This window comes from Lysinibacillus sp. LZ02 (assembly GCF_050613145.1).
GTDB lineage: Bacteria > Bacillota > Bacilli > Bacillales_A > Planococcaceae > Lysinibacillus_B.
Window position 1 is genome coordinate 2,772,605 of the sequence record NZ_CP192507.1, and the last position, 14,997, is coordinate 2,787,601.

A 14,997-nucleotide genomic window follows, 5' to 3' on the forward strand; every position below is an offset into this window, starting at 1 on the left:
CTACACTCGCCGCCCTTCACTGCATGTGCTTTTAGATCAATATCAAGAACAGATTCTAGTATTGAACCTTAATACAGCCATTATATCACGACAAAAAACGCGTCTGCTGTTCTTTTGAAGGGAGCATGCATACTTCTTTTTGTCCAAACCACTTATAACGATTTTTAGCAACAAACGTATAAAGTCTATCCCGTATAGGACGCGGCAATATGATTGCAATATACAAAAACCTCCAAAATCCTTGCAAATATTTCGCGATTCGAAGGGCGGCTGTTGACTTTGTGTACGCTTGATGATGCTCAATTAGCACGACACTATCAATCCCTTGAAGGTGATATTGTTTCACAAGCTGCTGCCCTACTTCACTTTGCAAAGAAGCAAAACGAAAGACCCCTCCGTCCCGTTTTAAAATAAACTGCACACTGGCATCACAAACATTGCATACACCATCGAACAAAATGATGCGCATTTAATCCCCTCATTCTGGTGTGTTATACGTATAGTATGTACCAAGTGATTTGACAGAGCAACCAAGTGCATTTAGCTCCTCTACAGCACCTTTCATCATCGGTTCATGCTCATCTGCTGACACATCAATAATAAAGAAGTAATCACCGAGTCCTGTTTTTAATGGACGTGATTCGATTTTACTTAAATTTAATTTGCGCCAAGCAAAGACAGAAAGCACTTGATGCAATGACCCCGAAACATCATCTTCCGGTAACGTTATCATAAAGGTTGTTTTCGGACCACTTGTCGCTTCTTCTTTCGGTAAGCGTAAATTTTGCTTCGATAACACGAAGAAGCGTGTATGGTTAAAATGAAAGTCGTGAATATTTTTCTCTACAATTTCTAATCCGTATTTCTCCGCGGCAGACGAGTTACCGATTGCCGCAATACATTCATCTGGTGATTCTGATACAAGTTTAGCCGCTGCTGCCGTTGAAGAATATTGATGTAATGGCACACTGCTGAAATTATAAAATAAGTATTTATGACACTGTGCAAGAGCATGTGGATGCGAATAAATCGCATGAACATTGCGCCAATTATTTACTTGGTTTTTATGTACCATTAAGTGTTGCTGTATTTTAGATAATACTTCCGCTGTGACAAAAAGCGTTGCCTCATGAAATAAATAATCTACCGTCAGCGGGACGGATCCTTCTAACGCATTTTCAATTGGTACAACAGCTAAATCCACTTTCCCCTCTGCTACAGCCTCAATACATTCTGGAATCGTTGTGCATGGGATCAACCACTCATTTTCAAATAATCCTTTCGCCGCTAAATACGTAAATGACGCTTCTGGTCCTAAATAGGCAATCCGTTTTCCCCATTGCTCTCCTACCGTCATATCCAATCCTCCAAACACTTTCATTTCTAAATTTTCAGTTAATGCTATGTAAAAAGAGAGAGCGCAATAGTGCGCTCTACTCTGTTATAAAGCACCTGAGCTAATAACCTCAGCAGCCTCTACAAAATCTAAATGCTTTAAACTTCGCATTAAGTCATCTAATTCATCCGTCATACTCGTCACATCCAATGATAATGTCACGTTTGCACGCCCCTGAATGGGAATCGTTTGATGAATCGTTAATACATTACAATGTGCATCTGATACCATTTCAAGTAGCTTTGCTAATGCACCTTTTCGATCCTGTAATTGGATAAACACAGTTAAAATACGCTCTTTCACAATGGAGTGGAAAGGAAAAACGGCATCGCGATATTTATAAAAGGCACTCCGTGATAAATCGACTTCTTTCACAGCGTCCCAAATGGAAGCAACCTGTCCACTTTGAAGCAATTGCTTTGCTTCTAAAGTTTTTTGCATTGCGTCTGTCAGTACGTCTTCACGCACTAAATAATATCGTTGATTTGCAACGTTTTTCATAATTTTCCCCCCGCACTTTTCAAAACCTTAATCAATAAATTCAAATTCAAATTCTAGTAAGCGAACTGTATCGCCATCTTTGGCCCCACGTTCACGTAATGCTTCATCAACACCCATTGCACGTAATTGGCGCGCAAAACGACGAATACCGTCTTCACGGCTAAAGTCTGTCATCTTAAATAGGCGCTCAATTGAACCACCAGAAAGAATCCATGCACCATCGTCATCACGTGTAATTTCAAAGTTGTCTTTCTTCGATTCATGTTTATACAGAACTGTTGCGTCCGATTCTTCTTCTTCCACTTCATGTAATTGGAATTCAGGTGTCACTTCTAGTAAATCTGCAATTTCAAATAATAGCGGTTTTAACCCTTGGCGAGAAACAGCTGAAATTGGGAAGACTTTCACATCCGGACCAACTTTTTTCTTGAACTCTTCTAAATTTTCTTCCGCATTCGGCATATCCATTTTATTGGCTACAACTAGTTGTGGACGCTCTGTTAAACGTAAATTATATTGCTCTAATTCGTTGTTAATCGTTACGTAATCTTCATACGGATCGCGCCCTTCTATGCCGCTCATATCCACGACATGCACGATAACACGTGTACGCTCAATATGACGTAAAAATTGCATTCCTAGGCCCACGCCTTGGTGAGCGCCTTCGATTAACCCTGGTAAATCTGCCATAGCAAATGAACGACCATCTTCTGTCTCAACCATTCCTAAGTTTGGTACGATTGTTGTGAAATGGTATGCACCAATTTTTGGTTTTGCAGCGGATACAACAGATAAAAGTGTTGATTTCCCAACTGATGGGAATCCAACTAAACCAACATCTGCTAATACCTTTAATTCTAAAATAACATCTAATTCTTGACCCGGTTCACCTTTTTCAGCAAGCTCTGGTGCTGGATTTGCCGGCGTTGCAAAACGTGAGTTACCACGGCCACCTCGCCCTGCTTTCGCAATGACTGCACGTTGACCATGCTCTACTAAATCTGCAATAACAGCTTTTGTTTCAGCATTGATTACAACCGTTCCTGGTGGCACTTTTACGATGAAATCTTCTGCTTTACGACCGTGCATGCCTTTACTCATACCGTGCTCACCGCGTTCAGCCTTAAAGTGGCGTTTGTAGCGGAAGTCCATTAACGTACGTAAGCCCTCTTCTACCTCAAACACAACATTCCCACCGTGACCGCCATCTCCACCAGCTGGTCCACCATTTGGTACATATTTTTCACGACGGAAGGCTACCATACCATCTCCGCCGTCTCCACCTTTTACATAAATCTTAACGTGATCTACAAACATACCGTTCACTCCCTAATTTTGCATAACAAACTTCCAAGACGTTGTCGTTTGTTCCAACGTTTGTATTTGCAATGCATTTAATTCCTTATTAAAATGTAGTGCCTCGTTAAACTGTCCTGTAAAATGAACAGCAATTTCAAATTCATCCCCAGCACCTACAATATCGATTTGTAGCTGTTGTTCCGAAAAAGGATCTAACCGGTCATACACATGAAGGATTGTTTCTTCCAAGTATTGAACAATTAGCTCGTCCCATTGTTCGTTTAAAGCTTTTGTTATATTGGTAGAGAACTCCATTTGAAATTCAGGATAACGCCATCTTAACGTCTGCAAGTATTCAACCATCTTTGGCAGACCAATTTTATTTAACTGAGAGACATTTTGACATTGGGCAACAATGTCCTGAATAAGCTCCTTTGCTTCCTCAATACGCTCTAAGTCAAGGTTCATCTTAATTAAATGAAGGTGATTTAAAAAATCATGGTTTGCATAACGTAATACTTGTTGTACCGTTAAAGATTGTTCCGTCATTTTATTCACTCCAATAAAGTTATCTTACATAGTATAACAATTTTTATTCGACATTTCCTTTAAAACGTAATACTTAGAACAGTTCAATCTTCATTCAAAAAAAGAAGCCGTCTGAAAAGACATTTTAAGGTGACTCCTTTACGACCACCACCGAACCAATATTTCTTAGTAGATATGTATCAAGAAGTGAAGGGGGTGTCCGGAAAGTTTTCACTTTCTGGACACCCCCCCCTCAGGCTGTTGATACTTGCCTCGTTTGTCCGCTCATGAACCTCGCGTCTTCCCTCGGCTACGCGCCCTTGTATGGCAAGCGTTTTCAAGACAGCATGAACAATATGTTCAAGAGTTATCTAAAAATACGTGTAGACAAAGTCAAATATTGACTTTGTCTACACTTTCAAGAATTACTCTTTATTTACAAGATTATGCTTCTTGAGCTACTGGGTATACAGATACTTTCTTTTTATCGCGGCCCATGCGTTCGAATTTTACAACGCCATCAACTTTCGCGAATAAAGTATCGTCACCACCACGACCTACGTTTGTACCTGGGTAAATTTTTGTACCGCGTTGACGGTAAAGAATTGAACCACCAGTTACGAATTGGCCGTCAGCACGTTTTGCGCCAAGACGTTTTGCTTCAGAATCACGTCCGTTTTTTGTAGAACCTACACCTTTTTTAGATGCGAAGAACTGAAGATCTAATGTTAATAACATTTCCATTATGTTCCACCTCCTACACCATTTTATATTTTAATTCGATATAATCTGAATAACTAGCAGTCATCGTGTAAAATTGTGTAACCATAGTATTCAAAATTACTTGTAATTTGTCGTCTGTTTCAGCATCCAAGTCATTAGGTAACATTACTTTTAAGTAACCACCTTCAGCACCTTGTTCAATCTGTGGTTCGATTCCTGTAATATGATGAATCGCATTTACTGCACCAAAAGAAACAGCAGATGCACCAGCACATACTAAATCACGACCATAAACATCTGAAAGTGCGTGACCTGAGATTTCAAATCCATACGATTTACGATTTTCATCGCTATAAATAGTTACCGTAATCATCCGGTTCACCTCAAAATTAAGCGTTGATTGCTTCAACAACTAATTTAGTGTATGGTTGACGGTGACCTTGTTTACGACGGTAGTTTTTCTTCGCTTTCATTTTGAAAACAGTGATTTTCTTAGCGCGACCTTCTTTTACAACTTTCGCTGTAACAGTTGCACCAGCAACAGTTGGAGCACCAACTTTAACTGTTTCTCCACCTACGAATAAAACTTTGTCAAACGTTACGATTTCGTCAGCAGCCACACCTAGTTTTTCAACATAGATTTCTTGACCTGCTTCAACTTTGATTTGTTTACCACCAGTTTCGATAATTGCGTACATTAAAATGCACCTCCTCTTAGACTAAGACTCGCCTGTTATTGAAAGGTGATCACCTTCTGTGATACTTAGGCACCTTACCAGTGCGGTTGTAGCGGGTGCTACAAACAATAACATTAAAATACTATCATGCCCTGATGGTTAAGTCAACCGATTCATAATAACTTTTTCAAATGCTGACCGATATTTTCGGAATCGCCATTCATCTAGTATTTCACTCCACAAGAGCAGACTTAACATAACGAAAAAAATAGATTGTGGTAGCATTAGTAACATTGCGCCCACCGCTATTGTTATTAAACATAAAGAAATAGATAGATACCCCTCATAAATCGCCTTTTTAGGTCTGAATTTTAGTAAACTATTACAAAGGATTTGTCCACCATCAAGCGGGTAGATTGGTAAAAGATTAACGCATAGCAGAACTAATTGAATCGTCGCAAAATCTTTTTGAAATAATGATGGGATAAGAGGACTTATCAAATAGGCAAGCAATGTAAAAATCGGACCGCCGATCGCAATCCATATAAGTGCTGTATAAGAAATAGCCTGTCCTTTAAAAAATTGTATACGTGCCCCGAATGGCAATAGCGTGACATCCTTTACTTTTACACCTACTAGTTTAGCAATGAGAAGATGCCCTGCCTCATGCCAAAGAAGTGACACGAGGACAAGGAAGTATTGTGCAATGTTTCCGCTCAACGCCCATAGCAATAGCATCATCAAAAATACTGGATGAATTTTTATCTTAGCCATGATCCTTAATCCACTCGACCGTCTCTTCCAAACTTAGTACGCGACCATTTTTTTCGATTTGAATAAATAGTTCCCCTTGTTCCTTCATCGCAATCACTTCACCCTGTGCAACTGTACTATACGGTAAATGATAGAAGTCATCAATAAAACCATACGTCACAGTATACCCATCATCATAAGATATCGAAATTACCTTTCCCGTTCGTGCCGTATGCCCAGTGTAAACCATTACACCTGACTGCGTTGCCGTAATGGTAATTGGGTCTTCATACGATAACTTAAACCCTTGATCGTACCGCTTAATAGCAACGAATTTTACAAGAACTTTTTGATTCGTCGAAGCAACTTCCACGACTTCGCCATCAGAAAATAATTCATTCACTGTATTTCGCATCACTGTCATGTGCTCTGTACTATACACAACGCTTGTAATGAATTGCCTGACAGATTCATTTGAACTATTTAATCCGATATATATGACAATACATAGAGCAAGCGAAGTTAGCCATTGCCATGCTTTCATGCCACCATCCTTTTTATACTATATGAATTATCAGAAAAGTCGATACCATTACAAAACAACATCTCGAGCAAATTAGGCCGAGATGTTGTTGCATCTTTGCCGATAGCCCTAAAATTTCGCAAAAAAAATTACTCGTAAATTAAAACCTTTACGAGTAATTTTTATGTTTATTTACTAAAAATCGATTTAATTTTTGCCAACATGCCTTTACGCTCTTCCTCAAGCGCCATTAGAGGTACTGATTCTCCTAAAATACGACGGGCAATATTACGGTAGCCTAACGATGCTTTATTATTTGGATCCATTACAATAGGCTCTCCCTTGTTAGAAAAGCTAATAACATCCTCACTATCAATAATAATACCTAATAAATCAATAGATAAATGCGCTGTTACTTCTGTAATATCCATCGTATCACCGCTATCCATTAAATGTTTACGAATACGGTTAATGATTAACTTCGGCGGTTCAATCGGCTCTTGCTCAAGTAGTCCGATAATCCGGTCGGCATCTCGTACCGCCGAAATTTCAGGTGTCGTCACAACAATTGCCCGATCCGCTCCTGCAACAGCATTCCGATACCCTTGTTCAATACCTGCTGGGCAGTCAATTAATACATAATCAAACTCCCGCTTTAAGTCCTCTATTAAACTCTTCATCTGCTCTGTTGTTACTGCATTTTTATCTGTCGTTTGAGCAGCTGGTAATAAAAATAGTTTTTCATCGACACGCTTATCTTTTACAAGCGCTTGGTGCGGCTTGCAACGCCCCTCAACTACATCGACCAAATCATAAATAATACGGTTTTCTAAACCAAGTATGACGTCTAAATTTCGAAGACCGATATCTGTATCTACTAAACATACTTTTTTCCCTTGAAGAGCCAATGCAGTTCCAAGATTAGCAGTTGTTGTTGTTTTACCGACACCGCCCTTACCTGAAGTTATTACGATTGCTTCACCCACATTAGCTTCCTCCTTTAAACGTATCCAAAAAAGGGCGAATCTTTCTTACCTCTTGTACATGTCCATAAGAAATTTCACCTTCTGAATTTAAGTACGCACATAACTGTTCTCTATGTTTTAAAACAAATTGCTGCTCATTACTCATCACTTCCATTTGATCTGCGATTAGAATATGTGTTGGCGCAAAAAATGCTGCGGTAATGACAGCCTCTTCATTTCCGTCAATCCCCGCATGAGCAATGCCTTTTAATTTACCTAACACGTAAATATTGCCGCCCGCTTCAATTCGACCATTCGGATTAACGTCTCCAATCACGACAATATCTCCACATGTACGAACAATTTGTCCCGAACGTACAATGCCAACATACGTTTCACATTTTTGCTGTGCAACTTGTTGATTGCTTTCTTCGATGGTAAGTACGTCGCTTAATATCCTTGACACAAGCATTTTCCCCGTGCTTTGCACAACTTGAATCAGCTGTTGTTTTTGTAAATCCGTACAATACCGATTTCCTAAGTGAAGTTGTACCTCTACTTTGCCATCAATACCGCCTTCTGACACTTTCTGCTCGAGCTCTTCAACTAGTTCAGAATATGCACACTGATCATCAAGTCTAAGTACTAGTCCATTTTTTGTCCCTTTAATATGGACATACGACTTTTTCATAGTTAGAGTGACACCTCACGCTTCTGTTTATCAATTACGCCTCGGCGTATGTTTAAATACCTACTGAAAGCAGTTAAATCATACTACGTTCTCGCTCAAGCAAACGAGCATCAATCAGATACTTAAACGCCCAACCAAGCATTAATAAAAATAAAAGATTTGCACCTATTGTTGGTAGCAAACGACCATTGAAAAACGTATCAAATGGCATCGTTGTCAAATGAATTAGTAGGAAAAATTCATACAAAATAACTTCCATTACAGCAACTAGTAAAACAGCTAAAACTGTTGTAATAATTAAATGTTGATGGATAAATTTAACAGTCCAACCCGCTAAAAAACAGATGATTGGATATAACACTACATATAATCCAATAATATCAATGTAAAATACATCGTACAAGAGCCCAAATATTAAACCATAAATAACCGCTCGTTTTCGATTATAGTAAATGGAGATAAAAATTAAATACAAAATTAAAAAACGCGGTACTAAATACATTGTATAGTTTTCGAAATGAATAGGCGAAAATTTAGAAAACTCTGGCTCCAATAAAAACAACAGCACAGCGACGAATGGAATTAACAACCTTACCATTATTCGTCACCTTCAACTGTTGTATTTTCATTTGTTAAGTCCTCATTCGTGCCGTCTCCATCTTGGCCATCAACCATCGTCATTGAACGTTTCGCAATAATTACTTCTTCAAGTAAAGAAAAATCGGCTGTTGGTTTGACAAACGCCATCTTTGTTAATCCGAAATCATCGGTTGTCACTTCCGTTACTTCACCGATAAGGATACCTTTCGGGAAAATGCCTCCAAGTCCAGATGATACGACACGTTCTCCTACTTGCACCTTTTGACTTGAATCAATGCGTTTTAAAATTAGTTCGTTGCGTTCTGCATCAAATCCTTCAATTAAGCCGTATACATTCCCTTTTTCACCTTGGACAAGGGCAGATACACGATAATTTGAATTATTTGTGTAAAGAAGTTCTACTTCTGATGTAAATGGTGTCACAAGAATAATTTTTCCGATGAGACCGCGCGCTGTCATAACGGGCATATTTTTTTCTACACCGTGTACAGAACCTTTATTTAAGATAATTTTCTCTTCCCATTGATCAGGGTTTCTCGCAATGACCGTCGCATGAAGCGGTTCATAATCGCGCAAGCTTTCTTCTTTATCGACAAGTTCTTGTAACGTAGCATTTTCCGCTTCCAAATCATGTACTTTGGCTTGCAATACAGCAAAGTCCTCTAAGCGCATTTTTAATCGCTTATTTTCTTCATACGTATTTAACAGCGATTCAATATTACTAAAAATACCTGTTATGTAATTTGTCGGCTTTGCTACAATTCCTTGTGCAAAGCCAACTGTATCTTTAATTATTTGTTCGGGCAACGTTGCGTTTTGACGATCACGTAATGAAAAGCTAATCAATGCCACAAGGAAAACTACACTTACTAGAAGCAGTATTAATTTTTTATTTGAAAAATGTGGCATTGCCTATCCTCCTTATCTCACTTGTTGAGAACGAATTAAATCAATATGATCCAACGCTTTACCTGTGCCAATCGCTACACAATCAAGTGGATTTTCTGCGATAAATACCGGCATTTGTGTTTCACTACTAATAACTTTATCCAAGTTACGAAGTAGTGCTCCACCACCTGTTAATACAATACCACGTTCCATTACATCTGCCGATAGCTCAGGTGGTGTTTGTTCTAATGTCTTTTTCACACCATCAATGATCGCTGTAATGGCTTCACGTAACGATTCAGAAATTTCTTTTGCTGAAATTTCGATTGTTTTCGGTAAACCTGTTAATAAATCACGTCCACGAATATCCATTGCTTCATTTTCATCATCTACACGCGCTGTACCAATTTCTACTTTAATCGCTTCTGCTGTACGCTCACCGATTGTTAAGTTATATGCTTTGCGGATATATGAAATAATTGCTTGATCCATTGCATCACCGCCAACGCGCACGGATTCACTTGTGACAATACCACCTAATGAAATAACAGCTACTTCCGTTGTACCACCACCAATATCGACAACCATTGAGCCTGTTGGTTCCCAAACAGGTAAGTTTGCACCAATCGCCGCTGCAAACGGTTCTTCAATCGTGAAGGCTTCTTTAGCACCTGCTTGACGTGCCGCATCAATAACTGCGCGTTGTTCTACAGATGTAATACCAAATGGTACACAAACCATAACGTTCGGTTTTTTCCAGTTAGAGCCTGAATTTTTTAATGCTTCATGTAAATAATACTTGATCATTTCTGTCGTAATATCAAAATCTGCAATCACGCCATCTTTCATTGGACGAATGGCTGCAATCGAGCCTGGTGTACGACCAATCATATTTTTAGCGTTATTCCCTACCGCAACAATTTCACCTGTTTTTGTATTTTTGGCAACAACAGATGGCTCGCGTAAAACGATTCCTTTTCCTTTAATAAATACTAGTGTATTCGCTGTGCCAAGATCGATCCCGACATCCTTATTTCCTAATCCAAACAAATTAAGTACTCCCTTTCTCTATAAGCCATTCTGTGTCAGCTCTCTAAAATCATACGCCTTATTATAGCGGATACGCAGTCAAAATTATAGTGCCATGTCGACTATTCGTAAACATTTCGACACAATTATCCGTATAACAAAACTCCTTATTCTATTTTATTTGTATTGTTATCACGAAACAAACAAAAAAACTATGTAACTTTTAACAATTACATTGCAGAACTATGACGATTTTTGTAGAAAGAGGTTCCCTGTTATCTTATTGTAATATTATTAAAATAAGGCTCTTCACCAAAATGTGTACTTGACCGCACATTCCGTTACGGTCAGACGCTTTCCGCGGGCTTGGCTTCAATCTCCTCGTTGCTCCTGACGCTACCGCTTTCGTCGCAAAATAAAATTTCACTACGTTCCTGCGGGGGCTTTCCGCTCAAGCTTATCCCTCAGGAGTCGCCTCCCTTCACTCCATGTGACTTTAGAGTGCTTCTCTTTTTTCATCAAGCACATATCGTGATATTGAACCCCAAATAAATCACCATATACTTTTACTCCTAATCTGGGCATCAGATGACTTGGAATTAATCAACATGCTGATAGGGATAACGCCAAAAAAATGCTGATTTACAATGTTAAGAAGTATACACGATTATATGCACATTAGACGGCAAGTCATAATCGTGTAAATATTGATGTATCAAGTATTTGCGCACCCTGCATAAAAAGCTGTATATAAATGTAATAAGGAAAAACACTTAAAACATTGATAGCACAATGTTTTAAGTGTTTTATTGTGTCACCAAACTTTGATTTGGGAACATTATTTTGTATGTAAGTGTATAGTTATAAATCCTTGTTTCACTAAAGCCCCCGTTAGCCATCCATGTCGCGTAAAATAAATGCTACACCACAGAAAATGAAAGGTTATTAAGTTCTTTCATGGGAGTTGAAGAAGGATAATTATTTTTCACCGAAAGGCTTCCAGTTATCATCTTTTTCATATTTAGATGTTGGCTCACCTTTTGAATGATAATTTATTTTATCTGCTCTCCCAATTTCTTTAAAGTTCTTTTGTACTTCTCTTAAAGTTACTTTATTCGCCCCACCACTGTCAGGTTTATATGATTGTATTTCATCATCCATCCATTTGCATACTTTACAAGTTTCCCAATTATCTCGTTCATTTAATGTTTTATAACCACAACAAGGACAAGTAAGTTTTTTCACCGTTTGCTCCTAATAACTGATTGTTTTTATGCCATTAGTTTATCATATCTTATTGAACTATACTGCCCGTTAGTTGAAGAAAAAAAGCCCCCAAAGCGGTGTTTGGGCACTTTTGAACTGTTTTTTGCCCCTGTTAATTTAAGATGAAATCTTATGTTGGAGAATTTATTTTGAATACTTTATTTGTTCCAGTTCTCCCTAATAAAGACTTTTGCACTTTCAATAGTTAGGATATTTTCCTTGAGCCAATGTTCACCCATTTCTTTTACCAAAGAGTGAACAAACCCTATTCTGCTAACAGCTTCAACATAATCTAGTAGTACATTTATAACGCCATCGTTTAAACCCATTGCTTGTAAATCTTTAACTAGTTCAACATCATTCTCGGAAACATTACCATTACGACTTTTAAGATAATCAATTGGTGTTGAAGAAGTTACTTGTTTTATATACCATTCTTCGGGACTCATTCCGGTTTGAGCTTTAAATTTTTCTTGTTGTTTTGCTTTCCATTCCTCAATTGTTATTCCATACACTTCTTTAAACCTTTCTTCAGGAGTCTTGCCGTGTACGATTTTTCCACGCATATTCTTATAATCTTCTCGCATACCATTCCCCCTAAAACTAATACTTTAAAGTTCATTTCGGTAAAAAATATATTTTCCCTTCAAACTTTTAATGTTGCATCCTCCCCCGCATTAGTTTTAAGTACAAACCTTCCAAAACCATCGTGTGGGTGCTTTAGGAATCTTAACGTTGTAAATTTGCATTTTCCTGACGCTACTCCTTATACAATGTTATAGGCACAAACATGACCCGTTTCTGCGAAAGACAGATTCAACTTACTATACATTTTTCCACATAAAAAGAACATTCCATAAGCTACAATCACGGAATGTTCCATTACAGAAAAAAATATACGATTACACATTGGGCTCTTTATCAAAATATATCCTTCATTTATAAAACCCTTTGCCTTCGTACTAAGCGTATGGATACATAAACTTAAATTCATACATAAGCTTAATGCAAAAACAGATTTTTCACACTGAACTATCAATTCCCTTTAATATTTGATCGCTCTGCATACATGTGTCGTAAATTATTTAAAAATAGCCTTTTTCTTTCATACTGATAAATTGATGATCGCCAATAATAATATGGTCGATTAAATCAATGCCAATAATAAGTCCAGCTTCCATCAAGCGAGTCGTCACATCAATATCTTCCGGGCTTGGTGTCGGCACCCCCGATGGATGATTATGTGCACAAATAATAGAAGCAGCAGAGCGCTTTACTGCTTCGCGGAAGACCTCGCGTGGGTGTACGATCGAGGCATTTAAACTACCGATAAAAATCGTCTTTTTATGTAACACTTGATTTTTGGTGTTCAAAAAAAGAACGACAAAATGTTCTTGCTGCAAGCTAGACATTTCTGGCATTAAAAAATGCGCCGCATCATCTGGCGAACGAATGGTGAAACGTTCATTTATTTCTTTTTGCGCAAGACGACGACCTAACTCGATCGCAGCTAAAATTTGTACCGCTTTTACTTCTCCTACACCTTTAATTGATGTCATCTCTTCAATCGTTGCGTCTCGTAACGCATGCAGTTTTTCAAAATTCATCAATATACGATTAGCAAGCGCCAGCACAGAGTCCTCCTTTGTCCCTGTTCGTAGTAGAATTGCTAATAATTCTTGATTGGATAAACTTTGTGCACCTTGCCTAATGAGCCGTTCCCGCGGTCGATCTTGTTCATGAACATCGCGAATTTTCAACTCTGGAAATGGTGTAAGCGTCAACTATGTCACTCCTTTAAATTGAGATATATTGCAGTGACAATAAGTGCTCTACTAATGAAGCTAACGGTAAACCAACAACATTATTATAATCGCCTTCGATGCGGTCTACGAAAAATACACCGTCCGTTTGAATGCCATATCCACCCGCTTTATCAAATGGGTCGCCTGAAGCTACATAGGCTTCCATTAATGCTGATGAAATCTCTTTAAACACAACCTTTGTTTCTTCGACAAAAGTCCTTTCTGTACCATCTGGGGCAATAAGTGCAACAGCTGTGATGACAGTATGCACATCATTTGATAAAGTTTGCAAATGCTTTATTGCCTCTTGGTGAGATTTAGGTTTATGCAGTAAGCAATCATTATAAACAACAATTGTATCTGCACCAATAACTACCTTACCTGGACATTTCTTCGCCACATCTCTCGTTTTGAGTAGCGCTACCTCTGTTACATATTGCTGTACATTTTGCGCTTTTACGCTTGTCTCTTCTACATCACTTGTCACAATATCGAATGGAATATTTAAAAGACTAAATAACTCCTTTCGACGTGGTGATGCTGATGCCAGTACAAATGCGTGCGTTGTTTTGAAATTCATGATGCTACCCCCTCAGCACTATCATAACTGACAATTTCTTTTTTGAAAAATCTACGCGATTCTTAAAATTTCATTTTGCTTCATTTTTACTCATCAAATTTTATTTTTAGACAATCTTGTTGCTCATAAAAATGAGCTAACGCATGTAGCCGAATGACATTTATATCATCGGAAAGTGCTGTAATACTCTCCATAAAAGCCTTCCAGTCATCTGGAGCTTGCCCACCATTTGTCGATTGTTCAAAATTATTTTTTAGCTTGTTTTCATCCTGTACATAAATCGGAATATTGGCAATAGCATCTTGCGGACAAGCTTCACTATAAAACTGAAAGGATTTCGAAAATGAGGTTGGCTCCATTTTACTCTCTAACTTCCCTGGCGATACTGCAGACCAAACATAAAATTTATCACCTACCTGTACGACAAGTGCCTTATTTAACGTAGGGTAGGCAGACATAAATTCTGTAGCGCTATCAAGTGCCGTAAAAGCACCATGCTGACTTGCATACAAACGCACATTTTTTTGAGGAAGTGTGTTTACTTCAACTACATCGCCCTCTTCACCCTCATCTGTTGTAACAGCAGGAGCGTCTACTGGTGCTGATGCATTCATTAGGAAAAGTGCAAAAATGCCCACGCCTGCAAGTCCGATAACTATACCAAGCAGCGCAGCACGAATTACTTGTTTTGTACTAATCATTTGCTTTGAAAACATTGCGATCACCTCAAGCACCACATTACCAAATCATAATAAAAAAAGGACAAGAGTTAT

Annotated in this window: 20 protein-coding genes and 1 other annotated feature; all 20 genes read right to left on the reverse strand. The window is 38.4% G+C overall.

The annotated features are described in order from the left end of the window. Positions 1-85 precede the first annotated feature (85 nt). The 20 genes from ACQQ2I_RS13590 to ACQQ2I_RS13685 all read right to left on the reverse strand — a co-directional run bounded on the left by ACQQ2I_RS13590 (position 86) and on the right by ACQQ2I_RS13685 (position 14,940). Entirely contained in the window at positions 86-469 is a 384-nt protein-coding gene (locus ACQQ2I_RS13590; protein WP_431027329.1) for a thiol-disulfide oxidoreductase DCC family protein, read from the reverse strand. A 9-nt stretch (positions 470-478) separates the two neighbouring features. Beyond that, positions 479-1,357, reverse strand: coding sequence for a prephenate dehydratase (gene pheA, locus ACQQ2I_RS13595; RefSeq protein ID WP_431027330.1), 879 nt, complete (start codon positions 1,355-1,357; stop codon positions 479-481). 84 nt (positions 1,358-1,441) lie between these two features. Continuing rightward, positions 1,442-1,897 carry an ACT domain-containing protein gene (locus ACQQ2I_RS13600; RefSeq protein ID WP_431027331.1) on the reverse strand — a complete coding sequence of 152 codons (456 nt, stop codon included), beginning with the start codon at positions 1,895-1,897 and terminating at the stop codon, positions 1,442-1,444. Between the two features lie 27 nt (positions 1,898-1,924). Then, the gene (gene obgE, locus ACQQ2I_RS13605; RefSeq protein ID WP_431027332.1) at positions 1,925-3,214 is read right to left on the reverse strand and encodes a GTPase ObgE; all 1,290 of its coding nucleotides are present in this window, start codon (positions 3,212-3,214) and stop codon (positions 1,925-1,927) included. A gap of 12 nt (positions 3,215-3,226) precedes the next feature. Beyond that, positions 3,227-3,745 (reverse strand): Spo0B domain-containing protein, encoded by a 519-nt coding sequence (locus ACQQ2I_RS13610; RefSeq protein ID WP_431027333.1) that lies wholly within the window; start codon positions 3,743-3,745, stop codon positions 3,227-3,229. A 423-nt stretch (positions 3,746-4,168) separates the two neighbouring features. After that, the gene (gene rpmA / locus ACQQ2I_RS13615) at positions 4,169-4,462 is read right to left on the reverse strand and encodes a 50S ribosomal protein L27 (RefSeq protein WP_391375923.1); all 294 of its coding nucleotides are present in this window, start codon (positions 4,460-4,462) and stop codon (positions 4,169-4,171) included. A gap of 19 nt (positions 4,463-4,481) precedes the next feature. After that, complete coding sequence (locus tag ACQQ2I_RS13620; protein WP_431027334.1) at positions 4,482-4,820, reverse strand: ribosomal-processing cysteine protease Prp; 339 nt, start codon at positions 4,818-4,820, stop codon at positions 4,482-4,484. A gap of 16 nt (positions 4,821-4,836) precedes the next feature. After that, a complete protein-coding gene (gene rplU, locus ACQQ2I_RS13625; RefSeq protein ID WP_293920766.1) occupies positions 4,837-5,145 on the reverse strand; it encodes a 50S ribosomal protein L21 in 309 nt (102 codons plus the stop codon). 14 nt (positions 5,146-5,159) lie between these two features. Beyond that, positions 5,160-5,243: a sequence feature (ribosomal protein L21 leader region), on the reverse strand. Positions 5,244-5,283: 40 nt separating this feature from the next. Then, entirely contained in the window at positions 5,284-5,898 is a 615-nt protein-coding gene (locus tag ACQQ2I_RS13630) for a M50 family metallopeptidase (protein WP_431027335.1), read from the reverse strand. Next, the gene (locus ACQQ2I_RS13635; protein ID WP_431027336.1) at positions 5,891-6,421 is read right to left on the reverse strand and encodes a M23 family metallopeptidase; all 531 of its coding nucleotides are present in this window, start codon (positions 6,419-6,421) and stop codon (positions 5,891-5,893) included. Before ACQQ2I_RS13635 ends, ACQQ2I_RS13630 begins: the two co-directional genes overlap by 8 nt. Positions 6,422-6,588: 167 nt before the next feature. Beyond that, positions 6,589-7,386 (reverse strand): septum site-determining protein MinD, encoded by a 798-nt coding sequence (minD, locus tag ACQQ2I_RS13640; RefSeq protein ID WP_391369324.1) that lies wholly within the window; start codon positions 7,384-7,386, stop codon positions 6,589-6,591. A gap of 1 nt (position 7,387) precedes the next feature. Beyond that, positions 7,388-8,056: a septum site-determining protein MinC gene (locus ACQQ2I_RS13645; protein ID WP_431027337.1), complete on the reverse strand. Its 669-nt coding sequence runs from the start codon at positions 8,054-8,056 to the stop codon at positions 7,388-7,390. 73 nt (positions 8,057-8,129) lie between these two features. After that, positions 8,130-8,654, reverse strand: coding sequence for a rod shape-determining protein MreD (gene mreD / locus ACQQ2I_RS13650; RefSeq protein WP_431027338.1), 525 nt, complete (start codon positions 8,652-8,654; stop codon positions 8,130-8,132). Beyond that, positions 8,654-9,565 carry a rod shape-determining protein MreC gene (mreC, locus tag ACQQ2I_RS13655; protein WP_431027339.1) on the reverse strand — a complete coding sequence of 304 codons (912 nt, stop codon included), beginning with the start codon at positions 9,563-9,565 and terminating at the stop codon, positions 8,654-8,656. Before mreC ends, mreD begins: the two co-directional genes overlap by 1 nt. Before the next feature lie 12 nt (positions 9,566-9,577). Then, positions 9,578-10,594, reverse strand: coding sequence for a rod shape-determining protein (locus tag ACQQ2I_RS13660; protein ID WP_431027340.1), 1,017 nt, complete (start codon positions 10,592-10,594; stop codon positions 9,578-9,580). Positions 10,595-11,551: 957 nt separating this feature from the next. Continuing rightward, entirely contained in the window at positions 11,552-11,818 is a 267-nt protein-coding gene (locus tag ACQQ2I_RS13665; RefSeq protein WP_431027341.1) for a CPCC family cysteine-rich protein, read from the reverse strand. Positions 11,819-11,997: 179 nt separating this feature from the next. Beyond that, positions 11,998-12,426, reverse strand: a complete 429-nt coding sequence (locus ACQQ2I_RS13670) for a hypothetical protein (RefSeq protein WP_431027342.1) — start codon at positions 12,424-12,426, stop codon at positions 11,998-12,000. A 498-nt stretch (positions 12,427-12,924) separates the two neighbouring features. Next, positions 12,925-13,623 carry a RadC family protein gene (radC, locus tag ACQQ2I_RS13675; RefSeq protein WP_431027343.1) on the reverse strand — a complete coding sequence of 233 codons (699 nt, stop codon included), beginning with the start codon at positions 13,621-13,623 and terminating at the stop codon, positions 12,925-12,927. A 13-nt stretch (positions 13,624-13,636) separates the two neighbouring features. Further along, the gene (locus ACQQ2I_RS13680) at positions 13,637-14,224 is read right to left on the reverse strand and encodes a Maf family protein (RefSeq protein ID WP_431027344.1); all 588 of its coding nucleotides are present in this window, start codon (positions 14,222-14,224) and stop codon (positions 13,637-13,639) included. A gap of 86 nt (positions 14,225-14,310) precedes the next feature. Then, positions 14,311-14,940, reverse strand: coding sequence for a hypothetical protein (locus ACQQ2I_RS13685; RefSeq protein ID WP_431027345.1), 630 nt, complete (start codon positions 14,938-14,940; stop codon positions 14,311-14,313). Positions 14,941-14,997 lie beyond the last annotated feature (57 nt).